This window comes from Phenylobacterium zucineum HLK1, assembly GCF_000017265.1.
In the GTDB taxonomy this organism is placed as follows: domain Bacteria; phylum Pseudomonadota; class Alphaproteobacteria; order Caulobacterales; family Caulobacteraceae; genus Phenylobacterium; species Phenylobacterium zucineum.
On sequence record NC_011144.1, the window covers coordinates 3,948,000 to 3,971,425 of the forward strand.

Sequence of the window (23,426 nt, forward strand, 5' to 3'; positions counted from 1 at the left end):
CCTGCGGCGACGCTACCACCCGCGCCCGGGTTCGCAAGATCGGGGGGGCTTCGGGGGAGCGGCTAGGCGAAGACCCAGTCCGAGTCCTGCACGGCGCCCGGCGCCACGCCCTCCAGGTGGATGACGTAGTTGGCCCACTGGGGATCGGGGCCCGGCCCGTCGCGGTCGAACAGCACCTTGCTGCCGCCCGCGCCGTCCTCGATCAGGCGCAGGTGGCCCGAGGCGAAGGGATCGCCGCTCACCCCCGCGGCCCGCAGCCAGGCCGAGATGTCGAGCTGGTCCTCGCCGGGCGTGAAGTCCCGCACCTGCGCCGGCGACCAGGGTTCCTGCGGCCACTCGAACCGGTCCGCGCCGGCGCCGCCGACCAGCACGTCCGAGCCGCGGCTGGCCACCAGGGTGTCGGCGCCCGCGCCGCCCTGCAGCGTATCCCCCGGTCCCGACGATTCCAGCCGCACGCCGGGCTCGGCTTCAGGCGGCGGGTCCTCGGGCTCCTCCTCCGGCGGAGGCGGCGCAGCGCCGCCGCCGGAGAGGGCCGACCAGGTCAGGCCCTCGGTGGCCACGCCCTCCAGCCGGACGACATAGCCGGGCCACTCGCCGCCGGGACCGTCGGCGTCGACCAACACCTTGGTCCCGCCCTCGCCGTCGTCGAAAAGATAGACGTAGCCGTCGGCGATCGGGTCGGCCCCCGAATAGCCGCCCAGCAGCGCGCCCAGGTCCAGGCCGTCTTCGCCGGGCGTGAAGTCGGTGACCCGGGCCGGAGACCAGGGCGCGGCGGCCCAGGCGAAGCGGTCGGCGCCCGCCCCGCCGGTCAGCAGGTCGGGCCCGGCGCTGGCGTTCAGGGTGTCGGGGCCCGCGCCGCCGACCAGGGCGTCGCCGGGGCCGTTGGAGGTGAGCACCTGGCCCGACTCGCCGCCATCGTCCGGCGCGCCGGCGCGCCAGCCCTGGAACAGCGCGAAGAAGTCGGCGCCCGACATCTGGTGCCCGGCGGGCGCGAAGTGCAGCCCGTCGCCCAGCAGGGGGTAGTCGCGCGCATCGAAGCTGTCGGCGTTGGGGTCGGCCTGGTCGGTCGCCGCCTGGGCGTGGCGGACCTCGGCGGTATAGGGGGCGCTGCCGGTGATGCGGAAGAAGCCGATCCTGCCGTCCGGGTCCTGCAGCCACTCGTCCCGGATCGCCTGGAACAGCGCCGGCAGGTTCTCGTCGTAGGCCTCGGCGGCGCCGGCGTGGTTGGCGTCCTCCTCGCCCTGGCCCCAGAACACCGCCTCGGGCCGCGCGCCGCCCAGCGCCTGGGCCGCGCGGTCGATCATGGCCCGGGTGATGTCGAAGATCTCGTCGTCGCTGCGGTCCGACCAGTCGAAGGCCCACTCGCCGGTGTCGGGCTCGAGCCGGGCGCCGCCCCAGGCCGACTTGACGATCCGCAGCACCTCGTCGGGATGGGCGGCGCGGAAGTCCATGGCGAACTGCACCTCGGGGCCCCAGGCCTGCGGCATCTGGCCGAAGCCGGTATTCTCGCCCGGCCGCATCTCCTCCCAGGCGCCGGCGTGGTCGTTCCAGATCAGGGTCAGCGGGTCGGGCCGCCAGGTCCCGGGAAGGGTCGAGGCGTCCATATAGGCGCCGCCGGTGTTCGACTGGCCGGCGAAGACGACGAAGGCCACGGCTGCTGCTCCCCTGCTGCTCCGTTTGGGTACGGACGCGAGACTCGGGAGCGCGGCTCAAAGTTCCGCTTGGCGCGGCGTTATCTGCGCCGTTTCACCCCGCCCAGGACGCCGCGCATGATTTCGCGGCCGATCTGGTTGCCGATGGTGCGCAGCATCGAGGTGGCGAAGGCCTTGCCCATGGTCTCGAACTCGGACGGCTTCTCGCGCGGCGCGGCGCAGGGCTTCTCGGCCTTCGGCTCGGGCGCCGGCTCCGGCGCGGCGGCGGTGGCGGCGGTCTTGGCCTGCAGCATTTCGTAGGCGCTCTCGCGATCGCGGACCTGGTCGTAGAGGCCCCGCACTGGGCTTCCCGCCATCGCCTGCGCCCGCTCGGCCGGGGTGAGGGGCCCGAGCCGCGACGCCGGCGGGCGGACCAGGGTCTTCTGCACCACCGTGGGCGCGCCCTTCTCGTCCAGCACCGAGACCAGCGCCTCGCCGACGCCCGGGTGCTGGATGGTCTCGGCCGTGTCGAAGGCGGGATTGGTGCGGAAGCTGCCGGCGGTCGCCTTCAGCCCCTTCTGCTCGACGGGCGTGTAGGCGCGCAGGGCGTGCTGGATGCGGTTGCCGAGCTGGCCCAGCACGGTGTCGGGGATGTCGGCCGGGTTCTGGGTGACGAAATAGACGCCGACGCCCTTCGAGCGGATCAGGCGGACGACCTGCTCCACCTTCTCCAGCAGGGCCTTGGGGGCGTCGCGGAAGAGGAGGTGCGCCTCGTCGAAGAAGAACGCCAGCCTGGGCTTCTCCGGGTCGCCCACCTCGGGCAGCTCCTCGAACAGCTCGCTCATCAGCCACAGGAGGAAGGTCGCGTAGAGCCGGGGGTTCGAGATCAGCCGTTCGCCCGCCAGGATGTTGACGTAGCCGCGCCCCGCGCCGTCGGTGCGCATCAGGTCCGAGAGCGACAGCGCCGGCTCGCCGAACAGGTTGGCCCCGCCCTGGTCCTCCAGCATCAGGAGCTTGCGCTGGATGGTGGCGACGGTGGCCGGCGAGATGTTGCCGAAGCGGGCCGAGAGGGCCTTGGCGTTGTCGGCCGCATAGGCCAGCGCCGCCTGCAGGTCCTTCAGGTCGAGGAGCAGCAGGCCCTCCTCGTCGGCGGCGCGGAACACCACCGTCAGCACGCCCTCCTGCACCTCGTTCAGCTCCAGCATCCGCGAGAGCAGCAGGGGCCCCATCTCCGAGACGGTCGTGCGGACCGGATGGCCCGCCTCGCCGAACAGGTCCCAGAACACCACCGGCGCGGCGGCCGGCGTCAGCTCCAGGCCCATGATGCGGGCGCGCTCCAGGAACTTCTCGTTCGGCTGGCCGGGCGCGGCGATGCCCGACAGGTCGCCCTTCACGTCGGCGGCGAACACCGGGACGCCGGCGTCGGACAGCCCCTGGGCCAGGATCTGCAGGGTCACGGTCTTGCCGGTGCCGGTCGCGCCGGCCACCAGGCCGTGGCGGTTGGCGCGGTCGAGCCGCAGCACCTCGGCATGGTCCGACCAGCCGATCAGCACGCCCTCGCCCGTCATGAAGCCTCCGTCGCCGAGCACCGAAACATCCCCGCAGGCTAGCCGCGGGCCGCCGCTCCCGCCAGGGAGAACGATGATTCCCCAAGTTTCTGGCATTAAGGGCAAAATAACTCCCCAATCGCCAGGATGTGGGGTAGAGGAGGCCCGAGTTGACGGCGGCGTCCCCGCTGTAGAGTGTCGATCCGCAATGCCCGCCCCCGCCGCCGACACGGTCTCCCGCAACGCCCTGGTGATCCTGGCGGTGATCGCGGGTGGGGCGGTGCTCCACTGGCTCTCCAACATCCTGACGCCGCTGGCGCTGGCCATGTTCCTGGCGGTGATGATCGACGGCTTCGCGCGGGTGCTGCAGCACCGGCTGCCGGGGGTCTCGCGGCGGGCGGCGACGCCGCTGGCGGTCGTGCTGTCGGTGGCGATCTTCGGCGGCGCGGCGTTCTTCGTGGCCGACAACGCCGCCAGCTTCGGCGCCCAGCTCGTCACCTATACGCCCAAGCTGAACGGCCTGATCGCGCGGTTCGCCGGCATGGTGGGCATGGACGTGCCCCCGACGGTCACCGAACTGCTGCGCCAGCTCGACCCGGCCCGCTACCTCGGCCAGATCGCCCGCGGGCTGCAGGACTTCGTCTCCACCGCCGCCTTCGTGCTGGTCTACCTGGGCTTCATCCTGGCCTCGCGCCACGGCTGGGAACGCAAGACCGTCAGCCTGTTCCCCACGCGCGACGAGCGCCAGGAGGCGGTGAACGCCTTCCTGCGCATCCGCAACGGGGTCGAGCAGTACCTGTGGGTCCAGACGGTGACCGGCCTGATGATCGCCGTCGCCTCGTGGATCGTCATGGCCGCGGTCGGCCTCGACAACGCGGTCTTCTGGGCGATCCTGATCTTCATCGCCTCGTACATCCCGGTGGTGGGCGGCATCGTCGCGGTGGCCGCCCCGCCAATCTTCGCCCTGCTGCAGTTCGACACCCTCTGGCAGGCGATCGTGCTGCTGGCCGTGCTGCAGGGCGTGACCATGTTCGTCGGCAATGTGGTGCAGCCCCGGATGCAGGGCCGCAGCCTGAACATGGACCCGATCGTCCTCCTCCTGGCGCTCGCCTTCTGGACGGTGATCTGGGGCCTCGCCGGCGCCTTCCTGTCCACGCCGCTGACCGTGATGCTGATGGTGATCCTCGCCCAGTTCAAGGGCACGCACTGGATCGCCGTCCTGCTGTCGGACGACGGCGACCCCGACGACCTGAGGAACAAGAATCCCGCCGAACCTCCCGATACGCCGCCCGAAAAGCCACCGGCGAAATCCGGCGGCCGCCGCTCCACGAAACGTTCCAGTGACCAGGGTCTTAAATCGTGACTGTGCGCTTCCTATCTAAGGTGAGCCGGACCGCAATCCCGTCCGGCAGGTGCGTCCGCTCCCCAACCCCGCGGGCGCAGCGAGCACCCCGCGTTCCGTCGCCCCCCCACGACGGGACCACGCGCCGCCGGACTCTCTCCTCCGGCGGCGTTCTCGCGTGGGGGATCGCGCGATGAACCGCTCCATCGACAAGACCCCCGCCGCCTCTTCGGGCAAATCCCCCGCCAAGTCTTCCGGCAAGTCCTCCGGCGCCGCCCTCGTGCGCGCGGTCATGGACGCCATCGGCGAGCCGGCCGCCAAGCCGTTCGCCGCCCAGGCCGCCGCCGACGCGGCCGCCGACGAGCTGCCCGAGCTCTCCGCCGCGGACCTCGCCGCCAACCTGGCCGACTTCTGGCGCTTCGCCGAGCGCCGCCGCGGCCGCGGCCCGCAGATCCGCATCGCCCCGGTGATCGGCGCCCACGCCGGCGGCCTCGACCGGCTGGAGATCGTCCAGGACGACGCCCCCTTCCTCGTGGATTCGGTGATGGGCGAGATCGCCGACCAGGGGCTGTCGGTGCGCGCCATGTTCCACCCGCTGGTCGAGGTGGCCCGCGACCGCGCCGGCGTGCGCGGCGAGACCGGGACCCCCCGGCGCGAGTCGATGATCCAGGTGATCCTGGAGCCCATCGGCGCCGACCGCGAGCAGATGCTGCTCGACGGCGTGAAGGCGACCCTGCAGGACGCCCGCGCCGCGGTGGACGACTTCCCCGAGATGCTGGCGATGATGGGCCGCACGGTCGCCGAGCTGGAGGGTTCGGGCCGCGCCACCGAGGAGGAGGTCGCCTTCCTCTCCTGGCTGCACGCCGAGCACTTCGTTTTCCTGGGCGCCCGCGCCTACGAGTACCCGCGCCTTAAGAACGGCGACTACGCCGCCGCCGAGCCGCTCTATCAGCCCACCGACGGCCTGGGCGTGCTGCGCGATCCGGCCCGCACGGTGCTGCGCCGCGCGCACGAGCCGGCGCTGCTGATGGGCCAGGTGAAGGACCGCCTCGTCACCGACCCGGCGGTCACCGTCGCCAAGTCGAACGTCAGGAGCCGCGTCCACCGCCGGGCCTACATGGACTACGTGGGGGTCAAGCGGTACGGCGAGGACGGCCGGCCCAGCGGCGAGGTCCGCTTCGTGGGGCTGTTCACCGCCGAGGCCTACGACCAGCCGGCCAGCGCCGTGCCGCTGATCCGCGCCAAGACCGCCCGCGTGCTGCAGCGCGCCGGCGCGGCGCCCGGCAGCCACAACGAGAAGCGCCTGCGGAACATCGTCGAGAACCATCCGCGCGACGAGCTCTTCCAGGCCACCGAGGACCAGCTGCTGGCCCAGGCGCTGGGCATCCTGCACCTCTACGACCGGCCGCGCGTGCGGCTGTTCGAGCGGCGCGACCCGTTCGACCGGTTCGCCTCGGTGCTGCTGTTCGTGCCGCGGGACCGCTACGATTCCGACATCCGCCGCCGGGCGGGCGAGATCCTCGCGCAGGCCTACGGCGGCCGGGTCTCGGCGTTCTATCCGAGCTTCTCCGAGACCCCGCTCGCGCGGGTGCACTACATCATCGGCGTCGCGCCCGGGCAGCATCCCTGGCCCGACCTGCGCAAGGTCGAGGCGGCCATCGCCGAGGCCGCGCGGACCTGGGAGGACCGCTTCGAGGCCGCCGTGCGCGCCAGCGGCCGCACGCCCGAGCAGGTGGCCGAGACCGTCGCCGCCTACCGCGAGGCGTTCCCCGCCGGCTACCGCGACCGCTTCGACGCCGCCGAGGCGCTTCAGGACGTGGCGGCCATCGAGGGCTTCGAGGCCGGCCAGCCGATCCGCGTGCGGGCCTACCGTACGCCGTCCGACAACGCCCTGCAGTTCCGCTTCAAGCTCTATCGCTGCGGCGAGCCGGCCCATCTGGCCGACGTGCTGCCGATCCTGGAGAACATGGGCCTGAAGGCGGTCGCCGAGGCCGGCTTCCCGATCAGCCGCGAGGGCAAGGCGCCGGTCTGGATCCACGACTTCGAGCTCGAGGACCCCCGCGGCGAGAACCTGGTGTTCGCCGAGGTGAAGGAGGCGTTCGAGGCCGCGGTGGTCGCCGTCTGGAGCGGCCTGACCGAGAACGACGGCTTCAACCGCCTGGTGCTGGAGCTGTCGATCCCGTGGCGCGACGCGGCCCTGGTCCGCGCGCTGGCCCGCTACCGCCAGCAGTCGGGCCTGGATCCCAGCCAGCGCGTGCAGGAGCAGGCGCTGTCGAACCATCCGGGCGTCGCCCGCCTGATCCTCGACCTGTTCCGCATCCGCTTCGACCCGGCGATCAGCGCCGGCCTGGCCGAGCGCAAACGGCAGGCCGATGCGGTGATGGCCGAGATCGTCGGCGCCCTGCAGGCCGTTGAGAGCCTGGACGACGACCGGGTCCTGCGCCGCCTGGCCCTGCTGGTGCAGGCGATCCAGCGGACCAACTTCTACCAGCCGGGCCCCGACGGGCGACCCAAGCCCTACATCTCGTTCAAGGTGGCGAGCGGCGAGCTGGCGGACCTGCCGGCCCCCAAGCCGTTCCGCGAGATCTTCGTCTGGTCGACAGTGGTCGAAGGCGTGCACCTGCGCTTCGGGCCGGTGGCCCGCGGCGGCCTGCGCTGGTCGGACCGCCGCGACGACTTCCGCACCGAGGTGCTGGGCCTGGTGAAGGCCCAGCAGGTGAAGAACGCCGTCATCGTGCCGGTGGGCTCGAAGGGCGGCTTCTATCCCAAGCAGCTGCCGAAGGGCGGGGCGCCCGACGCCGTGCGCGCCGAGGGCATCCGCGCCTACCGCACCTTCCTGTCGGGGATGCTCGACATCACCGACAACCTGACGCCGGACGGCGCCGTCCAGCATCCCGCCGGCGTCGTGCCGCACGACGGGGACGACCCCTATCTGGTGGTCGCCGCCGACAAGGGCACGGCCACGTTCTCCGACATCGCCAACGGCCTGGCCGAAGAGTACGGCTTCTGGCTGGGCGACGCCTTCGCCTCGGGCGGCTCGGCGGGCTACGATCACAAGGCCATGGGCATCACCGCCCGCGGCGCGTGGGAGGCGGTGAAGCGCCACTTCCGCGAGCTGGGCAAGGACATCCAGTCCGAGCCCTTCACCGTGGTCGGCTGCGGCGACATGAGCGGCGACGTGTTCGGCAACGGCATGCTGCTCAGCCGGCAGATCCGGCTGCAGGCCGCCTTCGACCACCGGCACATCTTCCTCGATCCCGATCCGGACCCGGCGGTGAGCTACGCCGAGCGCGAGCGGCTGTTCGCCCTGCCGCGCTCGTCCTGGGACGACTACGACCGGAAGAAGATCTCCAAGGGCGGCGGCGTCTTCGCCCGCAGCCTGAAGGAGATCCCGCTGACCCCCGAGGTCCGCGCCATGCTGGACGTCACGGCCGAGACCCTGCCGCCGGCCGAGCTGATCAGCGCGATCCTCAAGGCCCCGGCCGAGCTGCTCTACCTGGGCGGCATCGGCACCTATGTGAAGGCGAAGGCCGAGGCCAACACCGAGGTCGGCGACAAGGCCAACGACCCGGTCCGGGTCAACGGCGCCGACCTGCGGGTCAGGGTGGTGGGCGAGGGGGCCAACCTCGGGCTCACCCAGGCCGGCCGCATCGAGTTCGCCCAGAAGGGGAACGCCGGGGCTGGCGGGCGGGTGAACACCGACGCCATCGACAATTCCGCGGGCGTCGATTCCTCGGACCACGAGGTGAACATCAAGATCGCCACGGGGATGCTGGAGCGGACGGGCGAGCTGACCCGCAAGCGCCGCGACGCCCTGCTGCGCTCGATGATCGACGACGTGGCGGCCCACGTCCTGGCCCACAACTACGACCAGACCCTGGCGCTCTCGCTGCTGGAGATGGACACGGTCGGCGAGCTCGAGCCGCACGCCCGCTTCATGAGCGACCTGGAGGCCAAGGGCCGGCTCGACCGCGCCGTCGAGGGCCTGCCCGACGCCCTGGCGATCTCCGAGCGGCTGCAGGCCGGCCGGGGCCTGACCCGGCCCGAGCTGGCGGTGCTGCTGGCCTACGGCAAGCTCGAGCTGAAGCGCGAGATCGTCGCCACCGAGGCGCCGGACGACCCCTGGTTCGAGCAGCGGCTGGAGGCCTATTTCCCCAAGCCCCTGCGCAAGTGGAAGGACGCCATCCGCCGCCACCGGCTGCGGCGGGACATCATCGCCACGGTCGCGGCCAACGACATGATCAACCGCTGCGGCCCGAGCTTCCCCTCGCGGATGATGGCCGCCGCCGGCTGCGACGTCGTCGCGCTGATGGCCGGCTACGAGGCGGCCAAGGTGGTGCTCGACTTCGAGACCCGCTGGGAGGCCGTGCGCGCCCTCGACCTGCAGATCCCCGCGCCGGCGCAGCTCGCGCTGTTCCGCCGGCTGGTGGCCTCGCTGCGCGGGGCGACCTTCTGGCTGGCCCGCCGGGCCGCGCGCGAGGGGCTGGACGTGGCCGAGCTGACCGCCCGCTATGCGCCGGGCTTCAAGAGCCTGGACCGGCTGACGCCGCAGATCCTCTCGCCCGTCGAACGGGCGGCGACCGACGCGCGAGCCGGGCAGCTGGTCGCGGCCGGGGCCCCCGAGGCGATCGCCGCCGATGTGGCGGCCACCGGCCCGCTGACCGTGACCGCCGACCTCGTGGACCTGGCCGAGGCCTCGAGCTGGCCGCTGCCGAACGTGGCGCGCCTGTACTACGCCGCCGGCGAGGCCTTCGCCTTCGACCGGCTGCGGTCGGCCGCAGGCGAGTTCCGCGCCGGCGACCTCTTCGAGCGGACGGCCCTGCGCCGGCTGATCGAGGACCTGCTGGCCGAACAGGCGCAGCTCGCCCGGGCGATCATGGCCTTCGCAGGCTCGGCGCAGGCCGGCGCCGACGCCGAGCAAGCCCGGGCGGCCGTCGCCTCCTGGGCCGAGCTGCGGCGCGACCAGGTGCTGGCCGCCACGCGCACGGTGGACGAGATCGAGGCCGCCGGCGGCGCCTGGACGTTCGCCAAACTGACCATCGCCAACGCCGCCCTGCGCGAGCTGGCGCAGGAAGCCGCGAGCGGGCGGAAGCGGCGGTAGCCGCGCTTCCTTCTCCCCTTGCGGGAGAAGGTGGCCTGCGCAGCAGGTCGGATGAGGGGTTTCTCCAGCCCGGCCGGAGCAAGAGGGGTCATGCGGACAGACCGCGCGACCCCTCATCCGTAAGCCTGCGGCTGACACCTTCTCCCTCAAGGGGAGAAGGCGCGCATCGGTTCTAGTGCCGGAAGACGCGCACGCCGGTGAAGACCATGGCGAGGCCGCGCTCGTCGGCGGCGGCGATGACCTTGTCGTCGCCGATCGAGCCGCCCGGCTGGATCACCGCGGTGCAGCCGGCGTCCGCCGCCTGGAGCAGGCCGTCGGGGAACGGGAAGAACGCCTCCGACGCGCAGGCCGAGCCGGTCAGGTCCAGGCCGAAGTCGGCGGCGCGCAAGGCGGCGATGCGGGCGCTGTCCTTGCGGTTCATCTGGCCGGCGCCGACGCCGAGCGTCTGGCCGTCCTTCGCATAGACGATGGCGTTCGACTTCACGTGCTTGGCGATGGTGAAGGCGAACAGCATGTCGCGCACCTCGGCCTCGGTGGGCGCGCGCTTGGTCACCACCTTCAGGTCGGCGGGCGTCAGGCGGGCGGCGTCGCGGCCCTGCACCAGGAAGCCGCCCGAGACCGAGCGGAACACCTCGCCCGGCGCGGTCGGGTCGGGCAGGCCCTCGGTGACCAGCAGGCGGACGTTCTTCTTCTTGCGGAACAGGGCGACCGCGTCCTCGTCGGCGCCGGGGGCGATCACCACCTCGGTGAAGATCTCCAGAACCTTCTCGGCGGTGGCGGCGTCGAGGCGCGTGTTGAGGGCGACGATCCCCCCGAAGGCGCTGGTCGGATCGCAGGCCAGCGCCCGCTCATAGGCCTCGCGCAGCGAGCCGCCGGTGGCCACGCCGCAGGGGTTGGCGTGCTTGATGATGGCGCAGGCCGGGCCCTTGCCGGGATCGAACTCGGCGATCAGCTCGAAGGCCGCGTCGGTGTCGTTGATGTTGTTGTAGGACAGCTCCTTGCCCTGCAGCTGGGTCGCGGTGGCCACGCCGGTGCGCGGGTTCGGGAAGCGGTAGAAGGCGGCCGCCTGGTGCGGGTTCTCGCCGTAGCGCATGGTCTGGACCAGCTCGCCCGCGAAGGCGCGGCGGGCCGGCGCGGCCTCGCCCAGCTGGCCGGCGAACCACTGCGAGATGGCCGCATCGTAGGCGGCGGTGCGGGCGTAGGCGCGGGCGGCCAGGCGCTTCCTGAGGTCGAGCGAGGTGGCGCCGTCCTCGGCCATGCCGTCCACGACCTCCTGCATGTCGGCCGGCTCGGTGCAGATGGCGACGTAGCCGTGGTTCTTGGCCGCCGAGCGGATCATCGCCGGCCCGCCGATGTCGATATTCTCGACGCAGGTCTCATAGTCGCCGCCGGCGGCGGCCGTCGCCTCGAACGGGTAGAGGTTCACGTAGACGAGGTCGATGGCGCCGATGCCGTGCGCCTCCATCGCCGCCTTGTGCTCGGGCGCGTCGCGCACGCCCAGCAGGCCGCCGTGCACGATCGGGTGCAGCGTCTTCACCCGCCCGTCCATCATCTCGGGGAAGCCGGTCAGCTCGGAGATGTCCTTCACCGGCAGGCCGGCATCCGCGATCGCCTTGCGGGTGCCGCCGGTGGAGACCAGCTCGACGCCCCGGTCCGCCAGCGCGCGGGCGAAGTCCACGAGGCCGGTCTTGTCCGAGACCGAGAGCAGGGCGCGGCGGACCTTCACGCGGTCCGGGGCGGGGGGAAAGTCGGGGGCGGCGGGCACGGCGGACTCCTGGCTTGAAGCTTCAAGAAGGGGGCCCAGGCGAGCGGCGTCTATCGCCCGCGCGCTCCCCGGTGGTCGCCCACCTTCATCGCCAGTCACGCGCGGATGGCGGGGGGATTAGGCGTCCGGCCCCTTCGGGTCAACCGCGGCCGCGGCCGACGAGAGCTTCCAGCGCACCCGCGCACCGGAATCGGCCCGGGCCTGGCCGCGCAGCACGATCTGCTGGGTGCGGCGGACCTCGCCCGCCTGATGGTGCACCGAAGGCTCCAGCGCGACCTCCAGGGCGTCCGAGCGCAGCCACCAGCCCGCCTCGTCCCCCTCGGGCTTCAGCAGCACGCTCTTGCGGTCGCGGGCGATCAGGGCGCTGACGTCGGGGGCCAGGTGGAAGCGCACGGTAAAGGGGATGAACCGCCGGTCCTCGCCCTTGGCGGCCCGCAACGCCGTCAGCCGGTCCTCGCCGCGCAGCTCGCCCGCCGCCGCGTCGAGGTAGAGCCGCCGCTCGTGGCGCAGGCCGAAGGGCCGGACCCAGCCGTCGTGGGCCAGCTCCAGCCAGACGGCGTCCGGCCCGTCGCGGCGTTCGGCCGTCACCGGGCCGCAGGCGTCCACCAGCCGCGCCCCCAGGGCGGCCGCGCGGAAGCCCCGCAGCGGCTCGCCGCACGGCAGGTCGGCGATGTTCAGCGTCGAGGCCGCGTCGGCGACCCGCAGGGCCTCGTGGCCGCCGCCGTCCGGCGACCAGCCCGAGCCGACCACCAGCCGCTTGGTCCCCGCCGCCAGCTCGAGGGCCAGGGGCTGGCCGCAGGCCGACACGCTCCAGGGCCCGGCCGCGGGGGCGGCGGCGTCGACCACCGCCTGAAGCGTGCCGCCGTCCAGCCGCTGGTAGCCGTTGCAGGCGTGGGGGACGGGACGGCCCGCCACGTCCTCCCCAGCCCGCGCCGCGGCGACGTAGGCGGGCGAACAGGCGTCGCCGCCCTGGAGCGAGACGAGGCTGCCGTCCGCCAGGGTGAGGGCGCGCACAGAGGTCGAGAGCCGGTCGATGGCCCGCAGCGCGCCCTCGGGCGTCGGCCGGGCCAGCTGGGTCAGGGCCTCGTCCAGGGTCTGCAGGTCGAAGAGGAGCTCCAGCGCGGCCTCGGGGCTGCGCGTGGCGTGGCCGCCGTCCTCCGGGACGGTCGCCTCCAGCGCGCGCTCCAGCCGGGCCAGCGCCCGGGCGAGCAGCCGCTCGGCCGCCGGGCCGGAAAGGGCGGCGGCGCCCACCGCCGCGGCGCAGGCGCGCTCGGCGGCGCGGGCCGGCCGGCCGCCCTGGTCCAGCAGCACGCGGACCTGGCGGGCGAGGTCGCCGGCGATCAGCGCGGTCTCGGCCTCGGACGCCCCGGCGCAGACCTGGCGGGCGGCGCAGGCGAGGTTGAACACCCGCCGCTCCAGCACCTCCGGCCCCCAGACGAAGCTGTTCCAGCCGGCGAACACCCGGCGCCACTCCAGGGCCAGCCGCAGGCCCTCGGTGACGCCCTCGCCGCCGGTCGCCAGGAGGTCGCGCAGCCAGCCGAACCGGTGCAGGGCGACGGCGAAGCGGCGGTCGGGGCTGGGCCGGTCCCAGGGATCGCCGCGCGGCCCGACGGTGAGCGTCGCCCCGGCCAGCACGAAGGCCCCCGCCAGGATGCGGCGGCCGGCCTCGGGGTCGGCGGGGCGGAAGTCGCGGGGCTGGGCGCCGAGGCCGTCGGGGCGGGGCGCGGTCCAGGCGTAGGGGGCCGAGCCCAGCCATTCCTCCCGCAGGCGCCGCGCCGTCCAGACGCCGACCGCCAGGGCGAGGCGGCGTCCGGGCAGTCGCGGCGTCGGCGCCATCCCCCCGGTCAGCCCCGGAGCGCGGCGATGTTGGCGGCGTAGCGGTCGGGCCCGCCCTTGAACACGGCCGAACCGGCCACCAGCGCCGTGGCGCCCGCGGCGATGCACCGGGGCGCGGTTTCCGGGGTCACCCCGCCGTCCACCTCGAGGATGATGTCGGCGCCGGCCGCGTCGATCATCCGGCGCAGGCGCTCGACCTTGCGCAGCTGGCCCGGGATGAAGCTCTGGCCGCCGAAGCCGGGGTTCACCGACATGACGAGGACGAGGTCGATGTCCTCCAGGATCCACTCCAGCGGACCCGGGTCGGTCCCGGGGTTCAGCACGACGCCGGCCTTGGCGCCCAGCTCGCGGATGCGCTTCAGCGTCCGGTGCAGGTGTGGCCCCGCCTCGGGGTGGACGCTGATGATGTCGGCCCCGGCGGCGCGGAAGCCCTCGAGGTAGGGATCGGCCGGGGCGATCATCAGGTGGACGTCGAAGGGGATCTTCGCGTGCGGGCGCAGCGCCTTCACCACGTCGGGCCCGATGGTGATGTTCGGCACGAAGTGGCCGTCCATGACGTCCACGTGCACCCAGTCGGCGCCGGCGGCCTCAATGGCGCGCACCTCCTCGCCCAGGCGCGAGAAGTCGGACGCCAGGATGGAGGGCGCGATGATCGTACGGGCGGCCATGGCCCGGGTGTTAACGTGATGCGGCCCGCGAGGCCAGGGGGGCGGTGGCTCCGCCGTCTGGCGAGGACCTGCGTGCCTCGCTCCGCTCGGCCCCTCTCCTTGTTCCTCTCCCTCTCGCTTCGCGGGGGAGAGGAGACGCCCCCTCGCCCCCCGGGCGCAGCCCGGAGAAAGAGAGGGCCGGGGAGAGGGCCTGAGAGAGGGCCTGAGAGAGGGCCGGGCGCAGGGCCGCCAAGTTCGTGGACATCACGACCGCCGCAGGCGGGCGATGAAGAAGCCGTCGGTTCCGCCGTCCAGGTGGTGGGGCAGGATGCGGAGGGTTCCGTTGGGCAGCCGGCTGGCCTCGGGCGCGCCGCCTTCGCCGGGCTCCACCGGCTCCGGGGCGAACTCGGGGGACCGCTTCAGGAAGGCCTCGACCTGCGCCTCGCCCTCCTCGGGCTCCAGCGAGCAGACGCAGTAGACGAGGCGGCCGCCCGCCTTCACCCGCCGGGCGGCGGCGTCGAGCAGCCGGGCCTGCAGCGTGGCGAGCTTGGGGATGTCGGCCGGGCTCGCCACCCACAGCACGTCGGGATGGCGCCGGTAGGTGCCGGTGGCCGAGCAGGGGGCGTCCAGCAGCACTGCATCGAAGCGGCGCCGGTCGGGCCACTCGGCGGCGTCGGCCTGCACGACCTCGGCCGAAAGGCCGGTGCGGGCGAGGTTCTCGGAGACCCGCTTCAGCCGCCCCGCCGCCTTGTCCACCGCGGTGACGCGGGCGCCGGCGGCGGCGAGCTGCAGGGTCTTGCCGCCCGGCGCGGCGCACAGGTCGAGGGCGGTCTCGTCCGCCTTCACCGCGAGCAGGCGGGCGGGGATCGCCGCCGAGGCGTCCTGCACCCACCAGCGGCCCTCGGCGAACCCGGGCCACGCCTGGACCTCGCCCTTCAGGCCCGCGCGCACGCTTCCGCCCGGCAGGACGCGGCCCTCCAGCATCTGGCCCAGCGCCTCGGCGTCGGCCGAATCCTTCGGCGTGACGTCGGTGGCCGGCTCGTCGGCGACCATCGCGGCCATGGCCCGTGCGGCCTCGGGCCCGAAGGCGGCGCGCCAGCGGGCGGCGAGCCACTGGGGCGCCAGCAGGTCGGGGTCGGAAAGGTCGGGCGGCTCGCGCGAGAGGCCCCGCAGCACGGCGTTGACGAGGCCCTTGAACGCTTGGCCGCCCTTCTGGCTGGCGGCGAGGTCCACCGTCGCCGAGACGGCGGCGTGGGCGGGCGTCTTCAGCACCAGCAGCTGGGCCGCGCCCAGCCGCAGCACCTGGACGATGCGGTCGGGCGGCGGCTTACGCAGCCTGGCCTGCAGCGCCGCGTCGATGGGGCCGAGGTGGCGAAGGGCCGCCATGGCCAGCGCGCGGGCGAAGGCGCGGTCGCGCGGCGCCAGGCGGCCGAGGGCGGGATGGGTCAGCCCCTCCTCCAGGCCGGCGCGGCGCGACAGCGCGGCGTCCAGCAGGTCGAGGGCGGCGGCCCGGGCCGGCAGACCGATGGCGGTCTCCGGCCCGGACTTCGAGAGGTCTTCGGGCGAGTTCGTGGTCACCGCGCCCGCCTGCCCGGAACGGGCCGCGGGCGCAAGCAACTTCAGGCGGCGGGCTTGCGGCCGGCCATCAGCACCGAGACGCCGAACAGCAGCATCGCGCCCAGCACCGAGAACTCGGCCGCCATCAGCAGCGGCACGATCGGCGGGCGGCCCTGCAGGATGCCGTAGAGCTGGCCGAGCAGCAGCACGTTGCCGACGTTGGCGACGACGAACACCACCCAGCCGAGGCGGCGCGGCGCGTGCGCGCCGGCCACGCCGTAGAAGGCGCCCATCAGGGCCAGGCCCGCCCAGCCCAGCAGGTTCATGTGGGCGTGCAGCGGGCGCAGGGTGAAGTCCTGGGTGGCGCCCATGAACATGCCGAGCGACATGCCGGCGAGGGCGTAGAGGACGGCGGCTGAGAAGAACGCGGTGGACAGACGGGACATGGCTTAGTTTCCCCCGAAACCAAATTGGGCGGGTCGTAAACCAGCGTTCCGCGAACAATGCAAATGTAGAATCGGCAATCTTCCGGGCCTAAATGCAGGCCATGGACGAGACCCTGCCCAACGCCGCGCCCGGCAAGGCGCTTTCCCCTGCGGCCCGCCGCGCGCTGGAAGAGGCCGAGGCCCGCCGCAAGGCCGCCGCCGAGGCCGAGCGCGCCCCCGAGCAGGGCGGCCCGCGCGGACCCGAGCCCACGCGCTTCGGCGACTGGGAGCGAAAGGGCATCGCGGTCGACTTCTGACGGCCCGACCGGTCAGACCCACGTCAGGTCAGAACAGCGGCTCTTCCGGCGGCGGCGTCTGCGGGGCGGGCCGCGCCTTTTCCAGCACTTCGCCGATGCGGTCCTGGGGCGCGGCGGGGGCGGCCGGCTGCGCCTGGGCGGCGGCCTCGGCCTCGGCCTTGGCGCGGGCGGCCTCCTCGCGGGCCTTCCGCTCGGCCTCTTCCCGCGCCTTCTCCTCCGGAGTCTTCTCGGGCGGGGGCGGGGGGCCCTCGATCCGCTCCTGGGCGAGCGGCGTGGCCTCGGCCGCCTCGATCACCGCGCCCGCCTCGGCCGTCCGCTCGCCCGGCAGGCGCGCGGGGGCGTCGGCCGAGAGGATCCCGGCGGTGAAGGAGCCCAGCGCGGCGACGCCGATCAGGCCGGCGACGATCTGCAGCACGGGACGGGGCATGGACCAGTTCATGGCGCGCGACCCTAATCCGGCCGCCTGCCGAGCGGAAGCGGCATCGCGCCGCAAGCGCCCGGGAGCGGGCCGGAGCCGCCCAGAGTAAACGCCCGTTAACCGTGGAGCGGCGAAACAGGGGGTTCTGAGGCCAGTCGGCAAGGGGATCTCGAAGGCATGGCGCGGGCGGCGCGGAAGACCGGCGTGGAGCTCTTCCTCCACATCGCGAAGCTGGTTTGGGCGCACCCGGGGACGGCGCGCCTGCGCGGCGGGGTGACCGCGGCGTTCGGCGTGATCCTGGCGGTCGCCTTCGCCACCTACGACGCGGCCGACCCAAGCCTGAACGCCGCCAGCGCGGCCGCGCCGCAGAACGCCCTCGGTGGGGCCGGCGCGGTGCTGGCCGACGTCGGCGTCCAGTCGCTGGGCGTCGCGGCCGGCCTGCTCGCGCTGCTGATCGTCGTGCTGGGCCTGGCCCGCGTGGCCGACCCGACCCCCGACGCGGGCCGCGGCGCCCTGCGCCTGCGCGCGCTGCTCGGCGCCCTCGGCGTGCTGGCCCTGGCCGGCCTCCTGGCCTGGCCGGCGCCGCCGGTCGCCTGGCCGCTGGCCAAGGGCCTGGGCGGCTTCTGGGGCGACGCCCTGTTCGCGGGCCTGACGGGCCTGATCGCCTACGCGCGCCTCCCGGCCGGCGCGATCGTCGCCGGGACGACGCTCGCGGCGCTCGGCGCCGTGGCCTACGGCTACGCCCTGGGCCTCTCCAAGGTGGACGTGCGCGGGGCCGGCGCCTGGCTGGCCGAAGCGTTCCGCCCCAAGCTGAAGGCCGCGCGGCCGGAACGCCCCCAGGGCGCCGAGCGTCCCGAGCGCCGGGTCCGCGCGCCGCGGCGCCGGGGGCTCGACAGCATCATCCCGGACACCGCGGCCTTCGCGGCCGACGAGGCCGACGTCGACACGGGCGCCGACGCCTCGCCCGCGCCGGTCGCCGGCGAGCCCAAGGTCCGCGCGCCCAAGGCGCCGCCCAAGGAGAGCGTCCGCGAGCAGAAGGAGGCGCAGGCCACCTTCGAATTCGTCCAGCCGGGCGGCTTCAAGCTGCCCGAGCTGGCCATGTTGGCCAAGCCCAAGCCCCGGGCCGCCCAGTTCGACGAGGGCGCCCTGCGCCAGAACGCCCAGCTGCTCGAGAGCGTGCTGGCCGAGTTCGGCGTCCGCGGCCAGGTGGACCAGATCCGCCCAGGCCCCGTGGTCACCCTCTACGAGCTGGTGCCCGCCGCGGGGGTGAAGTCGGCCCGGGTCGTGGCGCTGGCCGACGACATCGCCCGCTCGATGAGCGTCGCCGCCTGCCGCGTCTCGGTGGTCTCGGGCCGCAACGCCATTGGCATCGAGCTGCCCAACCAGCGGCGCGAGACCGTTTACCTGCGCGACCTGCTGGCGGCCCCCGAATACGAGCGCGGCGGCCAGGTGGTGCCCGTGGCCCTGGGCGAAACCATCGGCGGCGAGCCCTACATCGCCGACCTCGCCAAGATGCCCCACCTGCTGATCGCCGGCACCACCGGCTCGGGCAAGTCGGTGGGCGTGAACGCCATGATCCTGTCGATCCTCTACCGGCTGCCGCCCGAGCAGTGCCGGCTGATCATGATCGACCCCAAGATGCTGGAGCTGTCGGTCTACGACGGTATCCCGCACCTGCTGGCCCCCGTCGTCACCGACCCGAAGAAGGCGATCGTCGCCCTGAAGTGGACCGTGCGCGAGATGGAGGACCGCTACCGGCGGATGTCCAAGATCGGCGTGCGCAACATCGCCTCCTACAACGAGCGCGCGAAGGAAGCCCTGGCCAAGGGCGAGCACTTCGAGCGCACCGTCCAGACCGGCTTCGACGACGCCGGTCGGCCGATCTTCGAGTCCGAGAAGATCGTTCCCGAGCCGATGCCCTACCTGGTGGTGATCATCGACGAGGTGGCCGACCTGATGATGGTCGCCGGCAAGGACATCGAGGGCGCCGTCCAGCGCCTGGCGCAGATGGCGCGCGCCGCCGGCATCCACCTGATCATGGCCACCCAGCGGCCGTCGGTGGACGTCATCACCGGCACCATCAAGGCCAACTTCCCGACCCGAATCTCCTTCCAGGTCACCTCGAAGATCGATTCCCGCACCATCCTGGGGGAACAGGGCGCCGAGCAGCTGCTGGGCCAGGGCGACATGCTCTACATGGCCGGCGGCGGCCGCATCACCCGCCTGCACGGCCCGTTCGTCTCGGACGGCGAGGTCGAGGCGGTGGCCAAGTTCCTGCGCGACCAGGGCACGCCGCAGTACCTCGACGAGGTCACCGCCGGCGGCGAGGAGGAGGGGGACGAGGGGCCGAACCTCGGCTTCGGCGGCGACACGGGCGACGCCAACGACCTCTACGACCGCGCCGTCGCCGTCGTCACCCGCGACGGCAAGGCCTCCACCAGCTATATCCAGCGCCGCCTGCAGATCGGCTACAACCGCGCCGCCTCGCTCATGGAGCGCATGGAGCAGGAGGGCGTCGTCGGCCCCGCCAACCACACCGGCAAGCGCGAGATCCTGGTCGGCGCGCCGCCGTAGGCGGGCTTCCGGACGACGGCGAAGCCGTCTTTCGACACAAAGCCCACGAAGCTCACGAAGATCACGAAGAGGCCGCCCTTCGTGGTCTTCGTGCTCTTGGCGATCTTCGTGTTTCCTAGGGACAGCCGCCGCTTGCGCGGCGTCTCACGGACCGCCCGTTCGGGTTTGTTCGCGGCCTGGGACAGCGCCGGGCCCTCTCCTCGATCCTCTCCCTCTCCGCTTCGCGGGGGGAGAGGAGGGAGCCTGCCTCCTCTCCCCCGAGCGCGCAGCGCCGAGAGGGAGAGGGTAGGGAGAGGGCCGAGCGACGCGAGGGTCTAGCCCCGCCGCCGGCCGCCCGGGCGGCGCCCCTTGGTCATCAGGTCGGGCTTCTTCGGCAGCGGCTTCGTCGGATCGCGGACGTAGGCCTCCTGACTGGAGCCCAGGCCCATGCGGCCGGGGGACTGCTCCACGAGATTGCTCTCGCCGGCCTTCAGGCGGGCGATGGCGTCGCGCAGCAGGGCGGCGGTCTCGAAGTCGCCCGCCTCGGCCGCCGCCTTCATCCGCCGTTCCAGGTCCTCGATCGCGCCCATGACCTCGGAACACCCCGCCAAGCTCCGGCGTTGCAGCGCCGACCCCATTTGAGCCCTATTGCCGCCGCTTGCGCGCGATAGGAAGCCCGCGCATGAGGAATCCCATGACCCTGACCCGCCGCAGCCTCGCGCTCGCGCTCGCCGCAGCGCCCCTCGCCGGATCCGTGGCCGCCCCGGCCTTCGCCCAGGCCGGCCTCTCGGCCCAGGACCGCGCGCTGGTCGAGCGCGCCGCCGCCTATCTCGAGAGCCTCAAGGAGGCCAAGGCCCGCTTCGTGCAGACCGATTCCCGCGGCCGCTCGATCGGCGGCGACGTTTTCCTGAAGCGGCCGGGCAAGGCGCGCTTCGACTACGACCCGCCGTCGGGCCTGCTGGTCGTCTCGGACGGCGGGGTGGTCTCGGTGCAGGACACGCGGCTGAAGACCTTCGACCGCTACCCGTTGTCGGCCACGCCGCTGTCGGTGTTCCTGGCCAAGAACATCCGCCTGGACAAGGGTGTGACCGTCACCCGCGTCTCGCGCATGGCCGACGGCTTCTCGATCACCGCCCGCGACGGGAACAAGCGCACGGCCGGCCAGATCATGCTGACCTTCCGGGACGAGCCCATGACCCTGACCGGCTGGACGATCACCGACGCCCAGGGCCGCCAGACCCGCGTCCAGCTCCAGGGCCTGCAGCGCGCCTCGGGGCTGGCGGGCTCGCTGTTCGTGCTCAAGGACCCCCGCCCGAAGAACGTGGGCCGCGGAAAAGTGTGATTTGATAGGCACACGCAAGCTTTACCGCGCGAGCCTTTGACTTTCTGTCATACTGTTGCGATATTGCCACTACGCCGATGGCGCGCCGCGCCGTCGGACCCCGTGCCGGAACCTATCCCCTCCCGGCGGCGGCATGAGAGACAACTTTCAACGCCCGGGCGCGAGCCATCGCCCGGGCGTTTCTTTGCGCCTATCTAAGCGGCATGCGACTGCGAATCTGCACCTGGAACGTCAACTCCGTCCGCCTGCGCGTCGAGCAGGTCGCCCGCTTCGTGCGCGAACAGGCGCCCGACGTGCTGTGCCTGCAGGAAATCAAGTGCCGCGAGGGCGAGTTCCCGGTGAACGCCTTCGCCGAGATGGGCCTGCCGCACGTGCGCATCGCCGGGCAGAAGGGCTGGCACGGGGTGGCCATCGCCTCGCGCCTGCCGATCGAGGACGCGCCCAGGCTCGACGTCTGCCGCGAGGGCCACGCCCGCTGCGTCGGCGGGACGGTGGCCGGCGTCGAGGTGCACAACTTCTACATCCCGGCCGGCGGCGACACGCCCGACCGCGAGCCGAACCCCAAGTTCGACCACAAGCTGGACTTCTACGAGAAGCTGACCGCCGAACTGGCGAAGCGCAACCCGAAGGCGCCGCTGGCCGTGGTCGGCGACCTCAACGTGGCGCCTGGCGAGCATGACGTCTGGAACCACCGCTACATGTCGAAGGTCGTCAGCCACACCCCGGCCGAGGTGGAGGCCTTCGGCAAGCTGGTCGCCTCGCTGGGCTTCATCGACCTGCCCCGGGCCCAGACGCCCGAGCCCGAGAAGGTGTTTTCGTGGTGGAGCTACCGCGCCGCCGACTTCCGCGCGTCGAACCGCGGCCTGCGGCTGGACCACATCCTGGTCACGCCCGGCCTCAAGGAGGCCGCCTTCCGGCTTGGCTCGGCCGCCAGCCGCGTCCACGACGACGTCCGCGCCTGGGAGCGGCCCTCAGACCACGCGCCGGTCACGGCGGACCTGGTGCTGTAGCCCCTAAGGCGCCAGCTTGTAGCCGCCCGCCTCCGTGAGCAGCAGCTTGGCGTTGGCGGGGTCGGGCTCGATCTTCTGCCGCAGGCGGTAGACGTGGGTCTCGAGCGTGTGGGTGGTGACCCCGGCGTTGTAGCCCCAGACCTCGGCCAGAAGCTCCTCGCGCGAGACGGCCTTCTCGCCAGCCCGGTAGAGGTACTTCAGGATGTTGGTCTCCTTCTCGGTCAGCCGGATCTTCCGCTGCCGGTCGTCCACCAGCAGCTTGGCCGCCGGGCGGAACTCGTAGGCCCCCAGCCGGAACACCGCGCCTTCCGAATGCTCGTGGCTGCGCAGCTGGGCCCGGATCCGGGCCAGCAGCACGGCGAACTTGTAGGGCTTCGTGACGTAGTCGTTGGCGCCGGCCTCCAGCCCCTCGACCGTGTCCTCGTCGGCGGCGGCGGCGGTCAGCATGATCACCGGGCACTGCACCCCGTTCTGGCGCATCTGCCGGCAGGCCTGGCGGCCGTCCATGTCGGGCAGGTCGACGTCCAGCAGGACCAGGTCGGGCTTGGCCTCGGACGCCAGGCGCACGCCTTCGCCGGCGGTGGGGGCCTCGATCGTCTCGAAGCCCTCGGCCTGGAGCTGTTCGGCGATCGCCCCGCGAAGGTCCTGGTCGTCGTCGACGATGAGGAGGGTCTTGCGTTGAGCCATGCCCCGAAACAAACACCATATCGGCCGTGTCGGGCAAAAGGATTTGAGGCTTTGATCTATACCGCGACGTCGGACGGCTGGCTCGACCTCGGTCACCGCAGGGTCCGCTGCGCGCTGGGGCCCGCGGGCGTGAAGCCCGCCGCCGACAAGCGCGAGGGCGACGGGGCCTCGCCCGCCGGCGTCTGGCCGATCCGCGAGGTCTGGTACCGCCCCGACCGCGGCCCGCCGCCGGCCTGCGAGCTGCGCGTCCACGCCATGGCCGAGGACGACGGCTGGTGCGACGACCCAGCCGACCCCGCCTACAACCGCCACGTCAAGCTGCCCTATCCCGCCAGCCACGAGCGGCTGTGGCGCGAGGACGGGCTCTACGACATCGTGGTGGTGCTGGGCCACAACGACGACCCGCCGGTCCCGGGCCTCGGCTCATGCATCTTCCTGCACGTGGCCAAGCCCGGCTATGCGCCCACCGAAGGCTGCGTCGCCCTGGCCCGGGAGGACCTCGAGGACCTGCTGGACGGAATCCAGCCGGGCGATGCGATCGAGATCCGGCGATGAGCCGCCCGCCCCTCCGCCAGATCCTGGCCGCCGGCGAGCTGCCGCGCCACCGGCACGCGGAGGGCTACCTCGCGGTGGTCCTGGCCGGGGGCTACGAGGAGGCGGGCGAGGGCGGGCGGCGACGGATCGGCCCCGGCGACGTGGTGGCCCACGGCCGCTTCGAGGCGCACCTGAACCGCGTGCGGCCGGCGGGGGCGCAGGTCGTGAACCTGCCGCTGCCCGACGGGTCCCTGCCGGCCTTCGGCCGCATCGCCGATCCCGACGCCGTCGTGCGGGCCGCCGAGCGCGACCCGGCCGAGGCCGCCGCCCTGGTGCTGGCCCAGCACGCCCCGCGGCCGCCGGACGCCGAAGGCGACTGGCCCGACCGCCTGGCCCGGGCCCTGGCCGAGGGGCCGGTGCGGATCGGCGCGTGGGCGCGGGCCCACGGCCTTTCGCCCGAGCACGCCGCCCGGGGCTTCCGCCAGGCCTTCGGCGTCGGGCCCCTGGCCTTCGGCCGCGAGGCGCGAGCCCGGGCCGCCGTGGCCGACGCCCTGGCGGGCGAGCTGTCCCTGGCCGAGATCGCCCTGGCCCGGGGCTTCAGCGACCAGGCCCACCTGACCCGGGCGGTGGCGGCGTTGTCGGGACGCCCCCCGGGCGCCTGGCGCAGGTCAAATCCGTTCAAGACGCGGGAGCCCGCCCGCTCCATGTGAGTGC

At 73.2% G+C, this 23,426-nt stretch carries 18 protein-coding genes and 1 riboswitch; of the genes, 8 read left to right on the forward strand and 10 right to left on the reverse strand.

The features are described from left to right. Positions 1-62 precede the first annotated feature (62 nt). Together PHZ_RS19310 and PHZ_RS19315 are read right to left on the reverse strand one after the other, a co-directional pair. On the reverse strand, positions 63-1,652 hold the full coding sequence (locus PHZ_RS19310; RefSeq protein WP_041373725.1) for a sialate O-acetylesterase: 1,590 nt from the start codon (positions 1,650-1,652) through the stop codon (positions 63-65). 80 nt (positions 1,653-1,732) lie between these two features. After that, complete coding sequence (locus PHZ_RS19315) at positions 1,733-3,199, reverse strand: helicase HerA-like domain-containing protein (RefSeq protein ID WP_041374452.1); 1,467 nt, start codon at positions 3,197-3,199, stop codon at positions 1,733-1,735. Between the two features lie 187 nt (positions 3,200-3,386). On the opposite strand from PHZ_RS19315, the gene PHZ_RS19320 reads away from it, so the two are divergent. Together PHZ_RS19320 and PHZ_RS19325 are read left to right on the forward strand one after the other, a co-directional pair. Beyond that, entirely contained in the window at positions 3,387-4,541 is a 1,155-nt protein-coding gene (locus tag PHZ_RS19320) for an AI-2E family transporter (protein ID WP_049758354.1), read from the forward strand. A gap of 172 nt (positions 4,542-4,713) precedes the next feature. Further along, the gene (locus PHZ_RS19325; RefSeq protein WP_012524045.1) at positions 4,714-9,621 is read left to right on the forward strand and encodes an NAD-glutamate dehydrogenase; all 4,908 of its coding nucleotides are present in this window, start codon (positions 4,714-4,716) and stop codon (positions 9,619-9,621) included. A 172-nt stretch (positions 9,622-9,793) separates the two neighbouring features. Here the strand turns inward: PHZ_RS19325 and purH are convergent, their stop codons facing one another. From purH to PHZ_RS19350, 5 genes are all read right to left on the reverse strand, one after another. Continuing rightward, positions 9,794-11,386: a bifunctional phosphoribosylaminoimidazolecarboxamide formyltransferase/IMP cyclohydrolase gene (gene purH, locus PHZ_RS19330; protein ID WP_012524046.1), complete on the reverse strand. Its 1,593-nt coding sequence runs from the start codon at positions 11,384-11,386 to the stop codon at positions 9,794-9,796. Positions 11,387-11,412: 26 nt separating this feature from the next. Continuing rightward, positions 11,413-11,495: riboswitch (ZMP/ZTP riboswitch) on the reverse strand. An 8-nt stretch (positions 11,496-11,503) separates the two neighbouring features. Further along, a complete protein-coding gene (locus tag PHZ_RS19335; protein ID WP_012524047.1) occupies positions 11,504-13,222 on the reverse strand; it encodes a heparinase II/III family protein in 1,719 nt (572 codons plus the stop codon). A gap of 8 nt (positions 13,223-13,230) precedes the next feature. Further along, a complete protein-coding gene (gene rpe / locus PHZ_RS19340) occupies positions 13,231-13,890 on the reverse strand; it encodes a ribulose-phosphate 3-epimerase (protein WP_012524048.1) in 660 nt (219 codons plus the stop codon). Positions 13,891-14,133: 243 nt separating this feature from the next. Beyond that, on the reverse strand, positions 14,134-15,447 hold the full coding sequence (locus PHZ_RS19345) for an RsmB/NOP family class I SAM-dependent RNA methyltransferase (protein ID WP_236611856.1): 1,314 nt from the start codon (positions 15,445-15,447) through the stop codon (positions 14,134-14,136). Between the two features lie 41 nt (positions 15,448-15,488). Continuing rightward, complete coding sequence (locus PHZ_RS19350) at positions 15,489-15,872, reverse strand: heme-copper oxidase family protein (protein WP_041373726.1); 384 nt, start codon at positions 15,870-15,872, stop codon at positions 15,489-15,491. Between the two features lie 92 nt (positions 15,873-15,964). On the opposite strand from PHZ_RS19350, the gene PHZ_RS19355 reads away from it, so the two are divergent. Then, positions 15,965-16,168, forward strand: coding sequence for a DUF1674 domain-containing protein (locus PHZ_RS19355; RefSeq protein WP_012524050.1), 204 nt, complete (start codon positions 15,965-15,967; stop codon positions 16,166-16,168). Positions 16,169-16,196: 28 nt separating this feature from the next. Here PHZ_RS19355 and PHZ_RS19360 read toward each other — a convergent pair whose 3' ends face one another. Beyond that, positions 16,197-16,595, reverse strand: a complete 399-nt coding sequence (locus PHZ_RS19360) for a hypothetical protein (protein ID WP_148216922.1) — start codon at positions 16,593-16,595, stop codon at positions 16,197-16,199. Positions 16,596-16,763: 168 nt separating this feature from the next. Between PHZ_RS19360 and PHZ_RS19365 the strand changes: the two genes are divergently transcribed. Next, complete coding sequence (locus tag PHZ_RS19365) at positions 16,764-19,160, forward strand: FtsK/SpoIIIE family DNA translocase (RefSeq protein WP_012524052.1); 2,397 nt, start codon at positions 16,764-16,766, stop codon at positions 19,158-19,160. Positions 19,161-19,474: 314 nt separating this feature from the next. Here the strand turns inward: PHZ_RS19365 and PHZ_RS19370 are convergent, their stop codons facing one another. Continuing rightward, entirely contained in the window at positions 19,475-19,729 is a 255-nt protein-coding gene (locus tag PHZ_RS19370; protein WP_041373728.1) for a UvrB/UvrC motif-containing protein, read from the reverse strand. Between the two features lie 92 nt (positions 19,730-19,821). On the opposite strand from PHZ_RS19370, the gene PHZ_RS19375 reads away from it, so the two are divergent. Continuing rightward, positions 19,822-20,481 (forward strand): LolA family protein, encoded by a 660-nt coding sequence (locus tag PHZ_RS19375; protein WP_236611857.1) that lies wholly within the window; start codon positions 19,822-19,824, stop codon positions 20,479-20,481. A 203-nt stretch (positions 20,482-20,684) separates the two neighbouring features. Next, positions 20,685-21,491 carry an exodeoxyribonuclease III gene (gene xth / locus PHZ_RS19380; RefSeq protein ID WP_012524055.1) on the forward strand — a complete coding sequence of 269 codons (807 nt, stop codon included), beginning with the start codon at positions 20,685-20,687 and terminating at the stop codon, positions 21,489-21,491. 3 nt (positions 21,492-21,494) lie between these two features. Here xth and PHZ_RS19385 read toward each other — a convergent pair whose 3' ends face one another. Then, positions 21,495-22,178, reverse strand: a complete 684-nt coding sequence (locus PHZ_RS19385) for a response regulator transcription factor (RefSeq protein ID WP_041373729.1) — start codon at positions 22,176-22,178, stop codon at positions 21,495-21,497. 51 nt (positions 22,179-22,229) lie between these two features. On the opposite strand from PHZ_RS19385, the gene PHZ_RS19390 reads away from it, so the two are divergent. Continuing rightward, complete coding sequence (locus tag PHZ_RS19390) at positions 22,230-22,733, forward strand: L,D-transpeptidase family protein (protein WP_041373730.1); 504 nt, start codon at positions 22,230-22,232, stop codon at positions 22,731-22,733. Further along, on the forward strand, positions 22,730-23,422 hold the full coding sequence (locus tag PHZ_RS19395; RefSeq protein ID WP_012524058.1) for a helix-turn-helix domain-containing protein: 693 nt from the start codon (positions 22,730-22,732) through the stop codon (positions 23,420-23,422). The genes PHZ_RS19390 and PHZ_RS19395 overlap by 4 nt, the downstream gene beginning before the upstream one ends. Positions 23,423-23,426 lie beyond the last annotated feature (4 nt).

Excerpts from the sequence above, each read along its gene's own strand:
- PHZ_RS19315 (WP_041374452.1), bottom strand. The coding sequence starts at position 3,199 with ATGACGGGCGAGGGCGTGCTGATCGGCTGGTCGGACCATGCCGAGGTG.
- PHZ_RS19320 (WP_049758354.1), top strand. The coding sequence starts at position 3,387 with ATGCCCGCCCCCGCCGCCGACACGGTCTCCCGCAACGCCCTGGTGATC.
- PHZ_RS19325 (WP_012524045.1), top strand. The coding sequence starts at position 4,714 with ATGAACCGCTCCATCGACAAGACCCCCGCCGCCTCTTCGGGCAAATCC.
- PHZ_RS19335 (WP_012524047.1), bottom strand. The coding sequence starts at position 13,222 with ATGGCGCCGACGCCGCGACTGCCCGGACGCCGCCTCGCCCTGGCGGTC.
- rpe (WP_012524048.1), bottom strand. The coding sequence starts at position 13,890 with ATGGCCGCCCGTACGATCATCGCGCCCTCCATCCTGGCGTCCGACTTC.
- PHZ_RS19350 (WP_041373726.1), bottom strand. The coding sequence starts at position 15,872 with ATGTCCCGTCTGTCCACCGCGTTCTTCTCAGCCGCCGTCCTCTACGCC.
- PHZ_RS19355 (WP_012524050.1), top strand. The coding sequence starts at position 15,965 with ATGCAGGCCATGGACGAGACCCTGCCCAACGCCGCGCCCGGCAAGGCG.
- PHZ_RS19360 (WP_148216922.1), bottom strand. The coding sequence starts at position 16,595 with ATGCCCCGTCCCGTGCTGCAGATCGTCGCCGGCCTGATCGGCGTCGCC.
- PHZ_RS19365 (WP_012524052.1), top strand. The coding sequence starts at position 16,764 with ATGGCGCGGGCGGCGCGGAAGACCGGCGTGGAGCTCTTCCTCCACATC.
- PHZ_RS19370 (WP_041373728.1), bottom strand. The coding sequence starts at position 19,729 with ATGGGCGCGATCGAGGACCTGGAACGGCGGATGAAGGCGGCGGCCGAG.
- PHZ_RS19375 (WP_236611857.1), top strand. The coding sequence starts at position 19,822 with ATGAGGAATCCCATGACCCTGACCCGCCGCAGCCTCGCGCTCGCGCTC.
- xth (WP_012524055.1), top strand. The coding sequence starts at position 20,685 with ATGCGACTGCGAATCTGCACCTGGAACGTCAACTCCGTCCGCCTGCGC.
- PHZ_RS19385 (WP_041373729.1), bottom strand. The coding sequence starts at position 22,178 with ATGGCTCAACGCAAGACCCTCCTCATCGTCGACGACGACCAGGACCTT.
- PHZ_RS19395 (WP_012524058.1), top strand. The coding sequence starts at position 22,730 with ATGAGCCGCCCGCCCCTCCGCCAGATCCTGGCCGCCGGCGAGCTGCCG.